Raw genomic sequence first — 16,179 nt, 5'->3', positions numbered from 1 at the left:
ATCTGCAAAAAATCAACAAATCTAATCGCAGCAATGACTTGATGGCTAATCGCCAAAAAACGCTCAAGTATTATACAGGTGCAACATGTCATTTTGCTGACACGCTTTTCAAACCCTGCGCTATACCCCTTTTACAGTCTTCTTCCGAACTTCTTCTTTTCGCTCTATCGAGGGTGCGCAGATGGACGTGAGCGTATTTGGCACGGGCTATGTTGGTCTTATACAAGCCGCCGCACTTGCAGATGTAGGTCATCGGGTTTTGTGCGTTGATATTGACCCGAACAAGATTAAACAACTGCAACAAGCCGTACCGCCAATTAGTGAACCAGGCCTCTCCAGCACCCTTGAAGAAAACATTAAGGCCGGGCGCCTGCTGTTCAGCACCCAGGCCAGCGACGCGGTCGAGCATGCCGAATTGATCTTCATCGCGGTCGGCACTCCGGCCGATGAGGACGGTTCCGCCGACCTCAGCCACGTACTCAATGTCGCTCGGCAAATCGCTTCGTACATGGAGGCCGATCGCACGCTGATCATCAAGTCAACGGTGCCGGTCGGCACGGCGGATCAGGTGTTGGCCGCTGCCAACAGCGAATTGCTGCGCCGCGGCAAGACCGATTTGCAGGTGCGCGTGGTGTCCAACCCCGAGTTCCTCAAGGAAGGCAGCGCCCTCGCCGACTGCATGCGCCCGGACCGGATCATCGTCGGCACCCGCGACGAAGAAGCCCGCGAGCAGATGAGCGAGTTGTACGCACCGTTCTGCCGCAATCGCGAAAAACTGATGTTCATGGACAATCGCAGCGCCGAGCTGACCAAGTACGCCGCCAACGCGATGCTCGCCACCCGCATCAGCTTCATGAATGAACTGGCCAACCTCACCGAACTGCTCGGCGCCGATATTGAAGCGGTGCGCAAGGGCATTGGCTCCGACCCGCGCATCGGTTACCACTTTATCTATCCGGGCTGCGGCTTCGGTGGCTCGTGCTTTCCCAAGGACTTGCGCGCCCTGCTGCACACAGCCGAACACAACGGCATGCCGCTCAAACTGCTGCGCAGCGTCACCGACGTCAACGATCTGCAGCGGCACATTCTCTTCAGCAAATTGAAAGCGCAATTCCCCCAAGGCCTGGCCGGCAAGTCCATCGCCATCTGGGGCCTGGCGTTCAAACCGAACACCGATGACATGCGTGAAGCGCCCAGCCGCTACCTGATGGATGCGTTATGGGCCGAGGGCGCCAGCGTGCAAGCCTACGATCCAGAAGCCATGTCCGAATGCCGACGCATTTACGGCTACCGCAACGATTTGCACCTGTGCGCCACCCGCGACGACACCCTCGAAGACGCCGATGCACTGGTGATCTGCACCGAGTGGAAAAACTTTCGCGTGGTGGATTTCGAGCTGCTGGCCAGCAAACTGCGCTCACGGGTGGTGGTCGACGGTCGCAACCTTTACAACCCGGAACATCTCGCCGCTGCGGGTCTGCATTACAGCGGCATAGGCCTGCGCCACATCGCCCCCGAAGGGCTGCGATCATGAAGATTCTGGTCACCGGCGCGGCTGGTTTCATTGGTGCCCATTGCGTCCTTCGGCTGATGCGCGACGGGCACGCGGTGGTCGGCCTGGACAATTTCAACGCCTACTACGACCCGCAGCTCAAGCACGACCGCGTGCAATGGGTGCGAGGGCAGGTCGGCGATTTCCAGCTCGCCACGGTGGACCTGGCCGATGCGTCGGCCATCGACGCGCTGTTTGTCCGTGAACGTCCGCAAGTGGTGATCCACCTCGCCGCGCAGGCCGGTGTGCGTTATTCGCTGGAAAATCCGCGGGCGTATCTGGACAGCAACCTCAACGGTTTCCTGAACATTCTTGAAAGCTGCCGGCATCACCCGGTCGAGCATTTGATCTACGCCTCATCCAGCTCGGTGTATGGCGCCAACCAGCACACGCCCTACTCGGTGAAGGACGGGGTCAATCATCCGCTGTCGCTGTACGCCGCGACCAAGAAAGCCAACGAGCTGATGGCCCACAGTTACAGCCATCTGTTCGGCATTCCCTGCACCGGCCTGCGCTTTTTCACCGTGTACGGGCCTTGGGGTCGGCCGGACATGTCGCCGATCCAGTTCGCCCGGGCGATCAGCCAAGGCGAGCCGCTGAAACTGTTCAACTACGGCGAGCACCAGCGCGACTTCACCTACATCGACGACATCATCGAAAGCATCGCCCGCCTCACCGATATGCCGCCGCTGGCACAGCCCGAGTGGGATCGCGAGCAACCCGACCCGGCCAGCAGCATGGCGCCATGGCGGCTGTTCAACATCGGCGGGCAACACCCGGTGGCACTGAAAACCTATCTGGCGCTGATGGAAAAACACCTCGGCCAGAAAGCCATTGTCGAGCTGCTGCCGCTGCAACCGGGCGACGTGCTCAATACCTGCGCCGAGGCCAGCGATCTGGCCCAGGCCACCGGGTTTCAGCCCCGGATAGAGCTGGACGAAGGACTGGGGCGGTTCATCGCCTGGTTCCGCGACTACTACCCCACTGCCTATCGCCCACGTGCCGCTCGCGGCTGAATTTATGTGGAGGACTCCATGACTGGACATGAAAAAGGTGTGCCGATCCAAGAGATGCGTCGTGACAAGCGCGTCGACCCCGAGCACCGAATGCGCCTCGATGCGGCGATTCACCGCCAGGGCCGCGGCTGGTTCACCGGTCGCGATGGCGGTCGGCCATGGCAACTGTCGCGCACCAATCGGGTGGTGGCCTGCTTCGGCGCACTGACGATTCTGCTGTTGATTTCGCCGCTGTTGATTGGCCTGGCACTGATCATCAAATTCACCAGCCAAGGGCCGGTGATGTTCGTGCAGAAACGCACCGGCTACCGCGGTCGCAAGTTCGGCATGTACAAATTTCGCACCATGGTCGCCAACGCCGAAGAGCTGAAAGAGTCGCTGCGTCACCTCAACAAACACGGGGCCGACGCCATCGACTTCAAAATCGACAAGGACCCACGCATTACCGGCATCGGCAGTTTCCTGCGGCGCACCAGCCTCGACGAACTGCCCAACCTGATCAACGTGGTGACCGGTGACATGCGCCTGGTCGGCCCCCGCCCGACCTCGTTCAACGCTTACCGCTACAAGGACAATCACCTCGCACGTCTGGCTATCTACCCCGGCATGACCGGCCTGTGGCAGATCTCCGGACGCAGCAACATCGACTTCGACCAGCGCGTTGAGTTGGACCTCAGCTACATCGCCGAGCAAAGCCTTTTGCTTGATCTGAAGATCCTGTTGAAAACCCCCTTCAAAGTATTCAGCGGCCACGGAGCAAGCTAATGGACGGTTCAACCAACAAAAGCCTGAGCATTGCCAACCCCAGCGAATCGAACCTGACGTCGACCGTGCTGGATCTTGATCTGCGGATCCTGTTCCTGACAGCCGCCAACCCCGGCGCCGGCACCACCACCAGCGCTTTGGCGCTGGCCAGTCAACTGGCGCAAATGAGCAGCGGCCAGGTGCTGCTGGTCGACGCCAGCCAGTCGGCGAGCAATCTCACCCAGCAGTTGAACCTGAGCAAAGAGCGCGGTCTGCGCGACTTGCTGTTCAATCCGGATAACCCACCACTGTTGCAAGACTGCGTGGTGCAGGTGTCGAGCCTGCCATTTCACGTACTGCCCAATGGCCGGCCGATCCGCACCATGGAACACCTGACCGCCGAGCGTTTGAGTCCGTTGCTCGACCAGTTGGGCAGCCAATACCGCTTCGTGGTGATTGACGGCGACGCGGTGTATTCCGCCGCCGACACGCTGGTCATCAGTACTCAGGTGGATGGCGTGGTGTTTGTCGTTCGCGCCGAAGACACCCGCTGGGAAGTCGCCCAGGCCGCCGTGCAACGCCTGACTCAGGCCGGGGCAAAAGTGGTCGGTAGCGTGTTCAACCGGCGCAAGTACTACATGCCTAAATGGCTTTACAAAAACCTGTAAGCGAACGCAAAGGATGACGCCATGAACGCCAAGATTCTTGTGCTGCTGATGCTGCCGCTCGCGGGCTGCTCAAGCACCTCCGAAACCCAGACCATGCCGGTGAATATCCTCACCGCCGCCCCGGCCAACGCCCAGGCGACCGACATGCCGAAGATCGAGCAGACCCTGCGCCCACAGGATGTGCTTGACGTGATCTTCCACATCAGCACCAGCGGCTCGGACGCTTATCGCGTGCAGTCGGGTGATCAGATCGGTCTGAACTTCACCGCCGCCAGCCAGCTCAACGGCAACCAACTGGTGCTGCCGGACGGCACCATCGAACTGCCGGGCGCCAACACCTCGGTGAAAATCGCCGGGCTGACCAGCGAGCAAGCGCGTGAGGAAATCCAGCGGGCCTACCAGCGCAAACAACTGTTCCAGCCCAATCGCAATCAGTTGACCGTGCAGATCATCAGCCCGCTGACCAACGAACAAAACCTGAAAAACGCGCTGAATCACCCAGCCACCGGCATGAGCCGCGAGATCACTGTGGGCACTGACGGCTACGCCAGTTTCCCCGAGATCGGTGCCGTGCCGCTGCAAGGCATGACCGTCAATCAACTGGAAACCTTCCTTAACCAGAGGTACGCAAAACTGCCTGGTCGGATGACTGTGGATGTGCTGCTCAAATCCACCGCAGGCAACGAGATTTACGTGCTCGGTGAAGTCGGTCAGCCAGGCTCCTACCCGATTCGCCGGCCGGTCTCGGTGCTTGAAGCGCTGACCCTGGCGCGCGGAACCAACGTCAAGGCGCGGCTGGACTCGGTGGTGATCATGCGTCGCAACGGCAATCAGGTGCAGGCCGTGCATTACGACGTAGAGAAAGCCCTTTCCGGCGATGCTTCGCAGATCGCGTATCTGCAACCGGACGACATGCTCTTCGTACCGAAAACCAAACTGGCCAGCGCCGGCGAACTCGCCCGGCAATTGGCCGACGTGGTGTTGTTCCAGGGCGTCGGTTTCAGCTTCGGCTACCGCGTCGACAACAAAGACAGTGATAACTAACTCTCAGGTGACCGACCATGAACCCAAAGGAAAACTACCTGCATGAGTTCTTCAGGATTTTCTTCGCCAACAAGCAACTGGTGAAGCGCGTCTTCCTGACCTTTGCAGTCATCGCCCTGCTGCTGCCCCTGTTGCTCAAACAGAGCTTCGATATCACCGCGCAAGTGATCGTGCAGTCGAAAAAACTCTCCCAGGGTGACGCCACCACGTCGCTGACGGTGGACAACGCCACTTTCATTCCACCTTCACTGGCGGACATGGAAACCGAGAGCAATATCCTCCGTTCGCCAGCACTGATCCGCCAGACCATCAGCGAATTGCGCGACAAAGGCGAATACACGCCTTCGCCGGGCATCTTCAGCAAACTGGTGAGCGAGCCGTTCAAGCGTTACATCAGTTCGCCGCTGCGCCAATACGTGATCAACCCGACGCGCAACATGCTCGGGCTGGAAACCGATCCGGTGCGTGACACGGCGCTTGATGCGTTGACCCAGCAAGCCATCGACAGTCTGAAAATCGAGACCCTGCCCGGCTCCAACGTGATCTCGATCATCTACAGCTTCCCTGACCCGCATCAAGGCACGACGTTTGTCGCCGCTCTGCTGCAAAACTACCTGTTCAGCCGCCAGGCGCTGCAATCGATCGACCTGCCACAGTCCTTCTATGAATCGAAGAAGCACCTCTATCAGGTGCGCCTCGATGGCCTGGAAGGCAACCGTCAGGCCCTGCTGGAGAGTGTCGGCGCGTCCGATCCGAAGGAAGAAATCACCTTCCGTTTGAACGCGATCAACACCGAAGAGCAAGCGCTGAACCTGTATCGCGACCGTCTGCTGCAAAGTCAGCGCTGGCTCGAATACCTGAAAACCGCGATGACCGCCGCCAGCACCAGCAAACTCAACGATTACACCTTCCCCTTCACCTTCACCACCACAGTGGACAACGTGGCGTTCGAGGATCGGGAAATCAAACAGATGGGCGAGCAACTGACCACCCAGGTCAGCCGCTATATGAATGACCTCGCCGTCTTCCAGCCCAGCAGCGAACCGATGCTGTTGACCCGCGAGCAGATCGCCCGCACCCGTCAGCAATTCCTCAAAGTGGTGAGCAACCGCATTCAGGAACGCACCAACGATCTGGCAGTGGTGCAACAGGTGATCGATCAGAAAACCGCGCGCATCACTGAGTTCAAGGCGCGCATCCGCGACCTGCAGCAAACCCAGAGCAAGCTGCGGCAGATGGACACCGAAATCGACGCCTTGCATGCCGCGTTCTCGACCTACGCTCAGCGCTTTGCCGAAAGCAGTACAACCGGTGCGCTGAACGATGATCTGTCCAACGCCCGGGTACTGAGCCCGCCGTTCGAACCGACCGAAGCGGCGTTTCCCAAGCCGGGGCTGATTATTCCGTTCGGCATGCTCACCGGTCTGCTGCTGGCGATCGCTTTCGTCTACGTGCGTGAGTTCTTCGATCATCGCTTCAAACATCCGGCGCAAATCAGCCACGAACTGGGCATTCCGGTGCTGCTGGTGATCAACGACCAAAACGTGCTGCCGAGCAATCCACACAAGAATTGGACAGTGCCAAGCTTCTTGCACTGGGTGCGCAATTGAAGACCGTGCCCACCCCGAACGCCGCGCTGCCGATCATTCATTTGCTCAGCAGCGGCGGGTTCTATGGGGCCGAGCGGATGTTGCTGGATCATTGTCTGGCGACGCCGGGGCAGCATCAGGTGCTGTTTCTCGACGCGCCGCCAGAACTGATCGCGCGCTTTCGCGAGGCCGGGGTGGACTGCCAGGGCTGTGCCGGGCTGGGTGAATTGCTGCGGCACTTGCGTCAACGACAACACGAGCAGCCGCTGATCAACACGCACAACTTCAAAGGGCTACTGTTCGGTTGGGCAGGCGCAACGCTGTTGCGCCTGCCGCTGGTGATCACCCAACACGGGTTCACCCCGCGTAGCCGCAAGCAAAAGTTCTACACCTGGCTCAGCCTGCAACTGTGCCGCACTGCTTCGGTAAACCGGGTGGTCTGCGTGGCGGAAAGCATCGCCGTGTTGCACCGTCAGGCCAGTGTCCGGGCGGAGAAGTTGCAGGTGATCCCCAATGGTTTGCCGGCCGCCCCTGCGCAGATGGTCCACAACACTGATAGGCCACGCTGGCTCGCCGGATATGTCGGTCGGCTCAGTAGCGAGAAAGGCCCGGATCTGTTTCTTGATGCGCTGATTCCACTGTGTCATCAGCATCCGCAATTGGACGCTGTGATGCTCGGCGACGGCCCGGAACACGAGGCATTGCAGGCGCGTATCGACGGCGCCGGCTTGCAGCAACGGATTCGCTTGCCCGGTTATCAGATCGCGATGCAACCCTGGTGGCAGCAACTCGATGCGCTGGTGATCAGCTCGCGCACTGAGGGCACGCCGATGATTTTGCTGGAGGCGATGCAGGCCGGTGTGCCAGTGGTGGCGTTCGGTGTTGGCGGGATTCCCGATGTGCTGGAACACCGGCACAACGGTTTACTCGCCGAACCGGCCGACAGTGCTGCCCTCGCCCGCCAGCTCGACGCGCTGTTGAACGAACCGAAACTGGGGCGGCAACTGCGCGACAACGCAAAACGCACGCAACAGGATCGCTACGACCTCAAGGCTTTGGCCGAACGCTGGTCGCAGCTGTACATCCGCACGGCACGGGAGGCACGCGCATGATTTTCCCGCTCTCGATCGTCAGTTTGCTCGGTCTGGTCTGCATCGCTTTGCTGGCCAGCCCTTATCCTTATCTGGCGCCGGGAGCGGTGCTGGGCCTGGTGGGTTTTGCGGTGTTGTATCGCAAGCCGACCTGGGGCCTGCTCGGTATCGTTGCGCTGGTGCCGTTCGAAGGTTTCTTCAAGGACAGTCTTCTGTCCGGAAGCAAACTCCTCGGCGCTTCGCTGGCGGTGATCCTGATGTTGCAACTGGCTCTGCACCAGATGCCCTCGGAGCGCCTGCGCAGCAATATCTGGCGTTACTTGATCTGGTTCATGGTTTTGTACTTCCTGAGCCTGTTCAATACCGATGACATGGGCATGTCACTCGGGCACCTGCGCGAACTGAGTGTCGGCCTGGTGCTGTTTGTCATCACCCTGCTGATCGGTCGCGAACTGAACCTTGATCTGTTCGCCCGACTGGCAACTCTGGCCATCAGCACCACCTGCGCCATGGCCATGTTCTCGGCAAAGTTCCAGGATCAGGGCCGTGCCGCCGGGTTGCTCGAAGACCCTAATGCTTTTGCCATGCTGATCGCCTTCGCCATTCCGCTGGCGCTGCTGCTGGTGATCCGCAGCCCGAACCTGTTGCATCGGTTGTTCTGGGGCGGATGCTGCATTCTGTTACTCGGCGGCATGACCAAGACCGAATCGCGCTCGGGGCTGGTGGTGGTGGCCTTGAGTCTGTTGATCGGCTGCTGGCATTACCGCTCCCAACTGACGCGGATTCGTCCTCGGCATTCAGGCTTCGCCATGCTTGGCGCGGCAATCGTGATTCCGTTGGCCATTTATGCGATGCCCGCCGGCTACATGGCGCGCATCCAGTCGCTGAGTATCCTCAGCGCCGGCTCCAAGGCGCAGGACGAATCCCTTGGTCGCCGCGCTTCGTACATCGTGGTTGGCAGCCAGATGATCCGCGAGAACCCGCTGCTCGGTTCCGGCCCGGGCACCTTCCCGCTGCACTACGCCACCACCGGTTACGCCAAGGCGTTTTCCGCCAACCGCAAGATCGGCGACCTCTACCGCCGCGCCCACAACACCTACCTGGAAATTTTCAGTGAGATCGGCGTTCCGGCCGGCCTGTTGTTTGTCGGCATGCTCGGCCTCGGGTTGTACAACCTGATCCGCGCGCGGGCAGCGTGGATGCTACGACGCGATTGGCAACAGGCCGACTTGATGACCCACTTGGGTGTGAGTTTTCTGTCGCTGACCCTGTTCCTGATGTTCCTCAGCGCACCGAACCAGAAATACGTGTGGATCATGCTCGCGCTGACCAGCGTCCTGCGCCTCAAAGCCGAGCAAGCCCCATTGACGGAGGCCAAGGCATGAGCCGGATCAGCATCGTCATCCCGATGTACAACGAGGCCCGCCACATTGGCCGTACCCTGCTGGCCGCGCAAAAAGCCGCGCACGCGGCCGACATCGAATGCGAACTGATCGTCGTCGACAACGGCTCCAGCGACGAAGGCCCGCAGATCGCCCGGCAATTCGGCGCACAGGTGCTGGTCATGCCCGGATTGCTGATCGGCGCCCTGCGCAATCGCGGTTCGGCCATCGCCACGGGTGAATGGCTGGCCTTCATCGACGCCGATATCGAAATGCCGGAAGACTGGCTGAAGCCGCTGTTCGATCTGGAGGCCAGTGCTCAGGCCGATGTGTTCGGCCTGGATCTGCACACCCCCGCCGAAGCGCCTTGGTACGCCACCGCGTGGCAGCGGCGCACCCTGCGCGTGTCCTCGCAGACCTCACATGGAGTGGACTGGCTGCCGAGCTCCAACCTGTTGATGCGCCAACGCTGGTTCGACAAGGTCGGCGGTTTCAACGAAAACCTGCGCACCGGCGAAGACAAGGAGTTCACCCTGCGCCTGCGCCAACACGGTGCGGTGCTGCTGTCGATCAACAACAACGTCGCCCTGCACTGGGGTTACGAAATGAACTGGCGCGAGTGGATGGGCAAGGAACTATGGCGTCAGGGCAGTCATTTGCAACTGCTGCGCACCCACGGTTTCAGCCTGCGTTTGCTGCGTTTTCCGATGCTGTCGATTGCGGTGTGGATTCTGGATTTTCTGGCGATTTCTGCACTGCTCGACGGCTTCCCGCATCACGCCGCGATCATGGTGATGTTGACCTTGTTACCGGGCCTGGTGCTGAGCATTCGCCAGAGCATCAAACATCGCGATGTCGGCCTGACCCTGCAACTGTGGGGCTTGCATTGGCTGCGCCTGCATCTGGCCGGTGCCGCGTTCATTCTCAGTCTGTGTCATTGGAACGCCAGGAGGCCTGCCCGTGGCTGAATTCATGTTCTGGATGTGCCTGTTGCTGCCGGTGTACGCCTATATCGGTTATCCGCTGCTACTGACGATCTTGGCGCCGCTGTTTCCGGCTTGGCGCCACACCCCGGCGCCGTCGCTGAAGATCAGCATCGTGATCGCCGCGCACAATGAGGCGCGGCATATCGAACACAAGTTGCGCACTCTGCTGGCCCAGGATTATCAACCGGCGACGCTGCAAATCATTCTCGCCAGCGACGGCTCGAGCGATGACACCGTGGCGTGCGCGCACAAAGTTGTCGATCCGCGCATCACTGTGCTCGACCTGCCGCGCCAGGGCAAAGCCGCCACACTGAATGCCGGTGTCGCCGTGAGCAGCGGCGACATTCTGGTGTTCACCGACGCCGACAACCAATGGTCGCGCGACACCCTCGGCCACTTGCTCGCGCCGTTGAGCGATCCGCAGGTCGGTGCCTGTGCCGGGCACATGGTGATTCCCGTCACTGGCGGCGGCTTGAGCGTCGGCGACAGCCTCTATCGCCATTACGAAGGCTGGCTGCGCCGGGTGGAAAATCGCACCGGCTGCATGGTCTCCGCCGACGGGGCCCTGCTCGCCCTGCGCCGTGAGTTGTTCCAGAACGTCCCGGCCGAAGTGAACGACGATTTCTTTATCAGCACCTGCGCGCCAGTGGCGCACAAACGCATCGTCTACGTGCCCGAGGCGCAGGTGATCGATCACGGTGTAGACGAGGCGGATAAACAGTTCCGCCGTCGTCAACGGGTAACCGTCGGTGGCCTGCAAAGCCTGGCCCAGCGCAGCGAGTTGCTCAACCCACTCAAACACGGCCTGTATTCGCTCGCACTGATCAGCCACAAAATGATCCGCCGTCTGGCGCCGATCCTCCTGCTGCCGTTGCTGCTGAGCAACTTCTGGCTGTGGAACGAGCATGGTTTCTATCGCCTGAGCCTGATCGCGCAACTGTTCGGTTACGCCGTGGCGATCGCCGGACTGCTGGATTCGCAACACCGCTTGCCCAAACCGTTTCGTCTCGCAGCCTTTCTGCTGGTGACACTGGCGGGCATGAGCATCGGCCTCTGGCAGTTCTTGCGCGGCCAGCGGTATGCCCAGTGGAATCCTGAACAGAACCGTTAAGAGGACCGAAGCCATGGCGATCAAACAACTGCTAAAACGCACCAGTGGCTGGCTCTATCTGAACTCGCACGTGGGGCGTAATCAATTGCAAGGCGCCGGCGTGATCCTGATGTTGCACCGGGTGCTGGCCAACGACCGCGCAGCCGACCTGCCGCACCGCAACGAATTGTGCGTCGGGCCCAAAGCCTTCGAGCATTTGCTCGTGTGGTTGCGCCGACACTTCGACTGCGTGCCGCTGATGGAAATCCTCCAGCCCAACTCCCTGCGCAGCGAGCGCCCACGGGTGGCGCTCACCTTCGATGACGGCTGGCGCGACAACGCGGTCAACGCCTTCCCGTTGCTGCAAAAACATCAGGTACCAGCGAGCATTTTTCTCTCCACCGACTTCATCGGCAGCCGGCAGCGCTTCTGGTGGGAAAGCCTGGGCGAAACCCTGTGGGGCAGCCATGGCGACAAGGCGCGTATGCACTTGATCGAATGCCTGCACGCCAGCGGTCATCCGGTGCCCGTGCTGGTGGATGACATTGATGTCGATCGACGCAGCCTGTCGATGCTGCATTACCTGCAAGGGCTGAAGACGCTGGCGCCACGAGAGCTTGAACGTCTGACCGATGAGTGCCCGCCGGAATCACAACCGCAAGCCCTGGACTGGCATCAGGTGCGCGCACTGGAGGCGTCCGGTCTGGTGCGGTTCGGCCCGCACGGTGCCAGTCACGCGATCCTCACCGGTCTTGATGATGTGCGTTTGAACGAAGAAATCAGCCGTAGCCGCCATGCCCTGCAAAACGGCTGCAACCGGCCGCTGCCGGTGTATTGCTACCCCAACGGCGACAACGACGAGCGCGTGCGCAAGCAGATTGCCGATCACGATTATCCGTTTGCGCTGGGCACCGGCACCGGCATTTATCGCGGTGAAGGCGATCCGCTGAACCTGCCGCGTTTCGGGGTCAGTCAACGTACCGCGCGCAATCCGCAGTTGCTGTCATGGCGGATATTTCGCGGGGCGCGACCATGAGTCGAGGCAACTACCTCAAGCATCTGGCGCTGAGCATGGGCACCAAACTGGCGATGATTGCCCTGCGTTTGCTGCGCAACGTGCTGCTGGCGCGAATCCTCGGGCCGAGCGAACGTGGTTTGTTTGCCCTGCTCAGCACCCTGCCGGACTTGATCAGTGCCGCCACCAGCGGCGGCTTGAATTCGGCGGTCGGCTATCAAGCCGCCAAGCAGCGGCCGATGGGCTTGTTGCTCAGCCAGGTGTTGGTGTTCGGGTGTTTGCTCGCCGCTTTGCTGACCTTGCTGGTGGTGGCGCTGGCGCGTGAGTTTGGCAGTGAACTGGATGTGACGATGCAACTCGGGCTGCTCGCGTGGCTGTTGCTGCTGGCGGTGCCGATGACGGTGCTCAAAAGCGGTCTGCTGACCTTGCACAACGCCTCCGGCGGCGTGGTCGCGTTCAACGTCTTGCGTCTGGTGGAATCGCTGGCGCCACTGCTGCTGTTTCTCGGCTTGTTCTGGATGTGGAAAAGCGCCGCCCTGGAAGCGGCGCTGATCAGTTGGCTGGCCGGGATCAGTCTGGTGGTACTGGTCGGTTGGGTCTGGCTCAAACGTGCGCAGCCGCTGCAACTGCAATGGGATCGTGCCAGCCAGAAAGAACTACTGCGCTTCAGTGCGCGCAGCCATCCGGATCTGCTGTTCCAGCAAGTGATTCTGCGTTCGGACTACCTGTTTATCGGCGCCCTGCTCGGCAGCACCGCGCTGGGCCATTACGCCATGGCCAGCGCCGCCGCCGAACTGCTGCTGATCGTCCCGGAAGCGGTGACCACGCCGCTGATGAAGCGCCTGTTGCAGCAGGACGCAGGCATGGATAAGGTCACCCCGCTGGCGTTGCGCCTGACCGCCACGGTGATGCTCGGTGCCTGCCTGACCATGGCGGTGATCGGCGAATGGCTGATCGTCACGCTGTTCGGCGTTGCTTACCAACCGGCCTATCCGGCGCTGCTCGCCTTGCTGCCGGGGCTGTTGGGCTTGTGCTACGCGAGCATCCTGCGCCTGGACTTGATCGGCAAAAATCGTCCCGGCACGGTGTCCATGCTGATGGGCCTCGGCGCCCTGCTCAATCTGGCACTGAACCTGGTGTTGATTCCCGCCTACGGGATCGTCGGCGCCGCAGCCGCTTCGTCGATTGCTTATCTCGCCGTCACCTTGGCGATGCTGGTGTTGTACTGCCGCCTGAGCGGCGTGCCGTTCTGGCAAACCCTGATCATTCTGCCCAGCGACATCACTCCGATGTGGCTGATGCTGCAACGTCGGAAGGCCGCATGAAAGGCCTGGCCCTACTGTTCGGCCTCGGCCTGTCGCTGGACGCGTTTGCTGCGTCGATGCGTTGGGGCGAGATCCGCGACGGCAGCCTGTATCTGCAAACCGATCGCCCGGACACAGTGACCGTGCGCTGGACGCCGGCGTGGCAGGCGGATGCCAACGAAGAGCATCTGTACCTGCTCGACGGTCAGGGCAAGTTGCAGGGCGACCGGTTTATCAAAGCCGACGAAATTCGTGGCAGCCAGAGCTGGTCACTGGTGCCCGGCGCGGCCAGTTATCGGTTGGAAATCCCCGGCTACAGCTTCCGCAATTACCGGGTCGAACATGACGAACGTACAATCGCCTTGTTCGCCCCGGCCAAGGTGCATTTCAGCGTCGATACCCGTCACGGCGATGAGCTGTTTTTCAGAGTTGCGCCGGGCGAGCGCGCGGTGCTCGCCGGCAAATTTCACGGTGGCGTCACCGCGTTGCAGGCGCAGCGTGCAGGTGATGGGCAATCTTTGACGCTGGCGCTGAAACCCTATCGGGCCTATTGGCAATTCGATAAGGTCGCGCTGCCGGTCAGCGACCGTGAACAAGTCTGGCGCATGCGCGTGCAAGGCAGCGGTAAAGCGGCGTTCTGGCTCGACGGCACGGCCAATCTGTTTGCGCAGAATCCGCAGCAACTCAAAGCCGTACGCGAAGACGCTGGTCAGACGCGTTTGACCCTGCACGACAAAGTCCTCGGGCGCACGCCGGATCTGGGCATCGCCCTGCCCTATGTGATGCCGCCGCCAGCCAGTCACGCTGCGCTCGATGCGCTGAAACCGACAGCGGCGAGTTACTACAGCTTTGTCGATGTCACGGCGAAGGAGCCGCATTTCGAAGACGCGTTCCGCCAGTTTTATCAGGATCGTTTCGGCATCAAACAGGACATCACCCTGCTCGCCGGCAGTCAGCGTCAGGCTGATCTGCGCGCCGATGTGCAAAGCAACAGCGGCCTCGACGCCTGGCTCGCCGGCACCCGCGCCCTGGGTGGCAAAGGCACGCATTACATCGGTTTCGCCGACGAGCCTAATCTCAACTATTCAAGCTACGAACAATACCGGGCGATCTTCAGCAGCATGGCGCGGCAGGTGCGCAGCGACCCAGCCAACGCCAAGGCAGGCGTGCGCATCGCCATGCCGGCCAGTTCGCGGCTGGTCAATGGCCCGTTCGCCAACAATGCGGCCGACAAGCGCGGCATCGATTGGGCGCGGCGCTTGCTCGCGGAGTCCGGTGATCAAGTCGATGCGCTGGCATGGCACGAATGGATGATCCGCGATCTGCTCGCCACCCGCGTCTACCGCGACAGCGTGCGTCGTGCTGCTGAACTGGTCGGCCTCGATGGCCAGGGCCAACCGCGCAAAAGGCTGCTGCTCGATCAGACCAATATGTCCAGCGGCTCCAGCCTCAGCCCCTACGATCAGGAAACCCACTACGCGTCGCTATGGTGGGCCTCGGTGGTGATCAACGCCTCGCAGGACGGCTTGCTGAGCATGCTCAACTGGTTTCAGGCCGCCGATGAGCCGCAGTACCCCAAGGGCATGTTGCGGGTGTCGGCCGACGAAAATCGCTTCGAACTGAAACCGGTGGGGCTGGCCCAGCAGTTCATTGCGCAACACTGGCTGCATCAAGTGTTGTGGCTGGAAAACGATGCGTTTGAAGTCGATGTGCTGGCGATGGCCGGCGACGAGCAGCGTGAGCTGCTCGGCGTAAACAAAGGCACGCGTTTACAGCGTGTCGATCTGAGCGGTGCCAAGTGCCCGCTGAACAACGGCGCGTTGCGTTACTTCGGCGCCGACAACCGCAGCCGCGATGCGCCTTTTCACTGCCAGGACGGCCGTGTGCGCTTCGAGCTGCCAGGACAAACGCTATTCGCTCTGAGTTGGAGCGCTTCATGACCGCCCTTTTGATGTTCTGCCGCGCCGGCGTTCGGCCGCGCGACGCATCGTCATCAGGAGTGAACACCATGAATATGCTGCGAAAACTGACTGAAAACATCCGGCAGAAAGGACTCTCTGCCACGGTGAAAAAAATTTGGAAGCACTACGTGTTTTTCCATCGGGAATTGCTGTGGATGGAGCGCGATCTGGCCAGCCCGGTGCCACCGCACAGCCTTAAACCTTATCCGCCGCTGAAGGTGGTGAAGATCACGACGGACAACGCCAACGCCTTCGCCCGCTATTTCGGCGACCGTGTCGGGACCATGGCCGAACTGGCCAAAGAAGGTCACACCGGGCACATGCACCTGGACGATCAGGGCGACGCCGTGGCGTTCATCTGGGGCTGCGCACAGGACTATTTCGACCGGCATTACTACGGTTGCCTGTTCCCGGTAAAACCTGGCGAGTTCTTTGAGTTCGGCGGTGAACTGACCCGTGCCTATTGGGGCACCGAGCTGTCTGTGGACCTGCAACTGGAGTTGTGGAAAGCCATGGCCGCCCAGGGCTGCGACACAGTTGTCGATGTCTGCGAGTTCCATAACGTACCGGCACTCAAGCTACACCTGCGCATGGGCTATACCGAACAACACCGGATCATGAATGTTTACACCCTGTTCGGTCGCTGGCGCTTCTACCGCGAAACCCGCTACAGCGGTTCGCGCCTGGATGCCCTGCGCAAACCTTCCCGACCACCTGTAACAGCAACGGCGGCCTGA

14 protein-coding genes are annotated in these 16,179 nt (G+C 60.9%); all 14 read left to right on the top strand.

Features of this window, described 5'->3' with window-relative positions:
• The first annotated feature begins 181 nt into the window (after nt 1–181).
• The 14 genes from IAI51_RS02500 (at nt 182) to IAI51_RS02435 (ending at nt 16,179) form a co-directional block, all read left to right on the top strand.
• Nucleotides 182–1,534: a UDP-glucose dehydrogenase family protein gene (locus IAI51_RS02500; protein ID WP_187677044.1), complete on the top strand. Its 1,353-nt coding sequence runs from the start codon at nt 182–184 to the stop codon at nt 1,532–1,534.
• On the top strand, nt 1,531–2,568 hold the full coding sequence (locus IAI51_RS02495) for an NAD-dependent epimerase (protein WP_187677043.1): 1,038 nt from the start codon (nt 1,531–1,533) through the stop codon (nt 2,566–2,568). The genes IAI51_RS02500 and IAI51_RS02495 overlap by 4 nt, the downstream gene beginning before the upstream one ends.
• Nucleotides 2,569–2,586: 18 nt before the next feature.
• Nucleotides 2,587–3,333: a sugar transferase gene (locus IAI51_RS02490; protein ID WP_187677042.1), complete on the top strand. Its 747-nt coding sequence runs from the start codon at nt 2,587–2,589 to the stop codon at nt 3,331–3,333.
• Nucleotides 3,333–3,980: a CpsD/CapB family tyrosine-protein kinase gene (locus IAI51_RS02485; protein WP_008084477.1), complete on the top strand. Its 648-nt coding sequence runs from the start codon at nt 3,333–3,335 to the stop codon at nt 3,978–3,980. The genes IAI51_RS02490 and IAI51_RS02485 overlap by 1 nt, the downstream gene beginning before the upstream one ends.
• A 21-nt stretch (nt 3,981–4,001) precedes the next feature.
• Nucleotides 4,002–5,024, top strand: a complete 1,023-nt coding sequence (locus IAI51_RS02480; RefSeq protein ID WP_187677041.1) for a polysaccharide biosynthesis/export family protein — start codon at nt 4,002–4,004, stop codon at nt 5,022–5,024.
• Nucleotides 5,025–5,041: 17 nt separating this feature from the next.
• Nucleotides 5,042–6,634, top strand: a complete 1,593-nt coding sequence (locus tag IAI51_RS02475; protein WP_187677040.1) for a GumC family protein — start codon at nt 5,042–5,044, stop codon at nt 6,632–6,634.
• On the top strand, nt 6,631–7,725 hold the full coding sequence (locus IAI51_RS02470) for a glycosyltransferase family 4 protein (protein ID WP_187677039.1): 1,095 nt from the start codon (nt 6,631–6,633) through the stop codon (nt 7,723–7,725). The genes IAI51_RS02475 and IAI51_RS02470 overlap by 4 nt, the downstream gene beginning before the upstream one ends.
• The gene (locus tag IAI51_RS02465; protein WP_187677038.1) at nt 7,722–9,089 is read left to right on the top strand and encodes an O-antigen ligase family protein; all 1,368 of its coding nucleotides are present in this window, start codon (nt 7,722–7,724) and stop codon (nt 9,087–9,089) included. Before IAI51_RS02470 ends, IAI51_RS02465 begins: the two co-directional genes overlap by 4 nt.
• Complete coding sequence (locus IAI51_RS02460) at nt 9,086–10,054, top strand: glycosyltransferase (RefSeq protein ID WP_187677037.1); 969 nt, start codon at nt 9,086–9,088, stop codon at nt 10,052–10,054. Before IAI51_RS02465 ends, IAI51_RS02460 begins: the two co-directional genes overlap by 4 nt.
• Entirely contained in the window at nt 10,047–11,183 is a 1,137-nt protein-coding gene (locus IAI51_RS02455; RefSeq protein ID WP_187677036.1) for a glycosyltransferase family 2 protein, read from the top strand. The genes IAI51_RS02460 and IAI51_RS02455 overlap by 8 nt, the downstream gene beginning before the upstream one ends.
• 13 nt (nt 11,184–11,196) lie before the next feature.
• Nucleotides 11,197–12,198 (top strand): polysaccharide deacetylase family protein, encoded by a 1,002-nt coding sequence (locus IAI51_RS02450; protein ID WP_187677035.1) that lies wholly within the window; start codon nt 11,197–11,199, stop codon nt 12,196–12,198.
• Entirely contained in the window at nt 12,195–13,502 is a 1,308-nt protein-coding gene (locus IAI51_RS02445) for an oligosaccharide flippase family protein (protein ID WP_187677034.1), read from the top strand. Before IAI51_RS02450 ends, IAI51_RS02445 begins: the two co-directional genes overlap by 4 nt.
• On the top strand, nt 13,499–15,421 hold the full coding sequence (locus IAI51_RS02440; RefSeq protein WP_187677033.1) for a hypothetical protein: 1,923 nt from the start codon (nt 13,499–13,501) through the stop codon (nt 15,419–15,421). The genes IAI51_RS02445 and IAI51_RS02440 overlap by 4 nt, the downstream gene beginning before the upstream one ends.
• Before the next feature lie 68 nt (nt 15,422–15,489).
• Complete coding sequence (locus IAI51_RS02435) at nt 15,490–16,179, top strand: N-acetyltransferase (protein WP_187677032.1); 690 nt, start codon at nt 15,490–15,492, stop codon at nt 16,177–16,179.

The organism is Pseudomonas sp. N40(2020), from assembly GCF_014472415.1.
In the GTDB taxonomy this organism is placed as follows: Bacteria; Pseudomonadota; Gammaproteobacteria; order Pseudomonadales; family Pseudomonadaceae; genus Aquipseudomonas.
The sequence above is the reverse complement of the archived record's forward strand: the minus strand, read 5'-3'. Positions and strand labels throughout refer to the sequence as shown.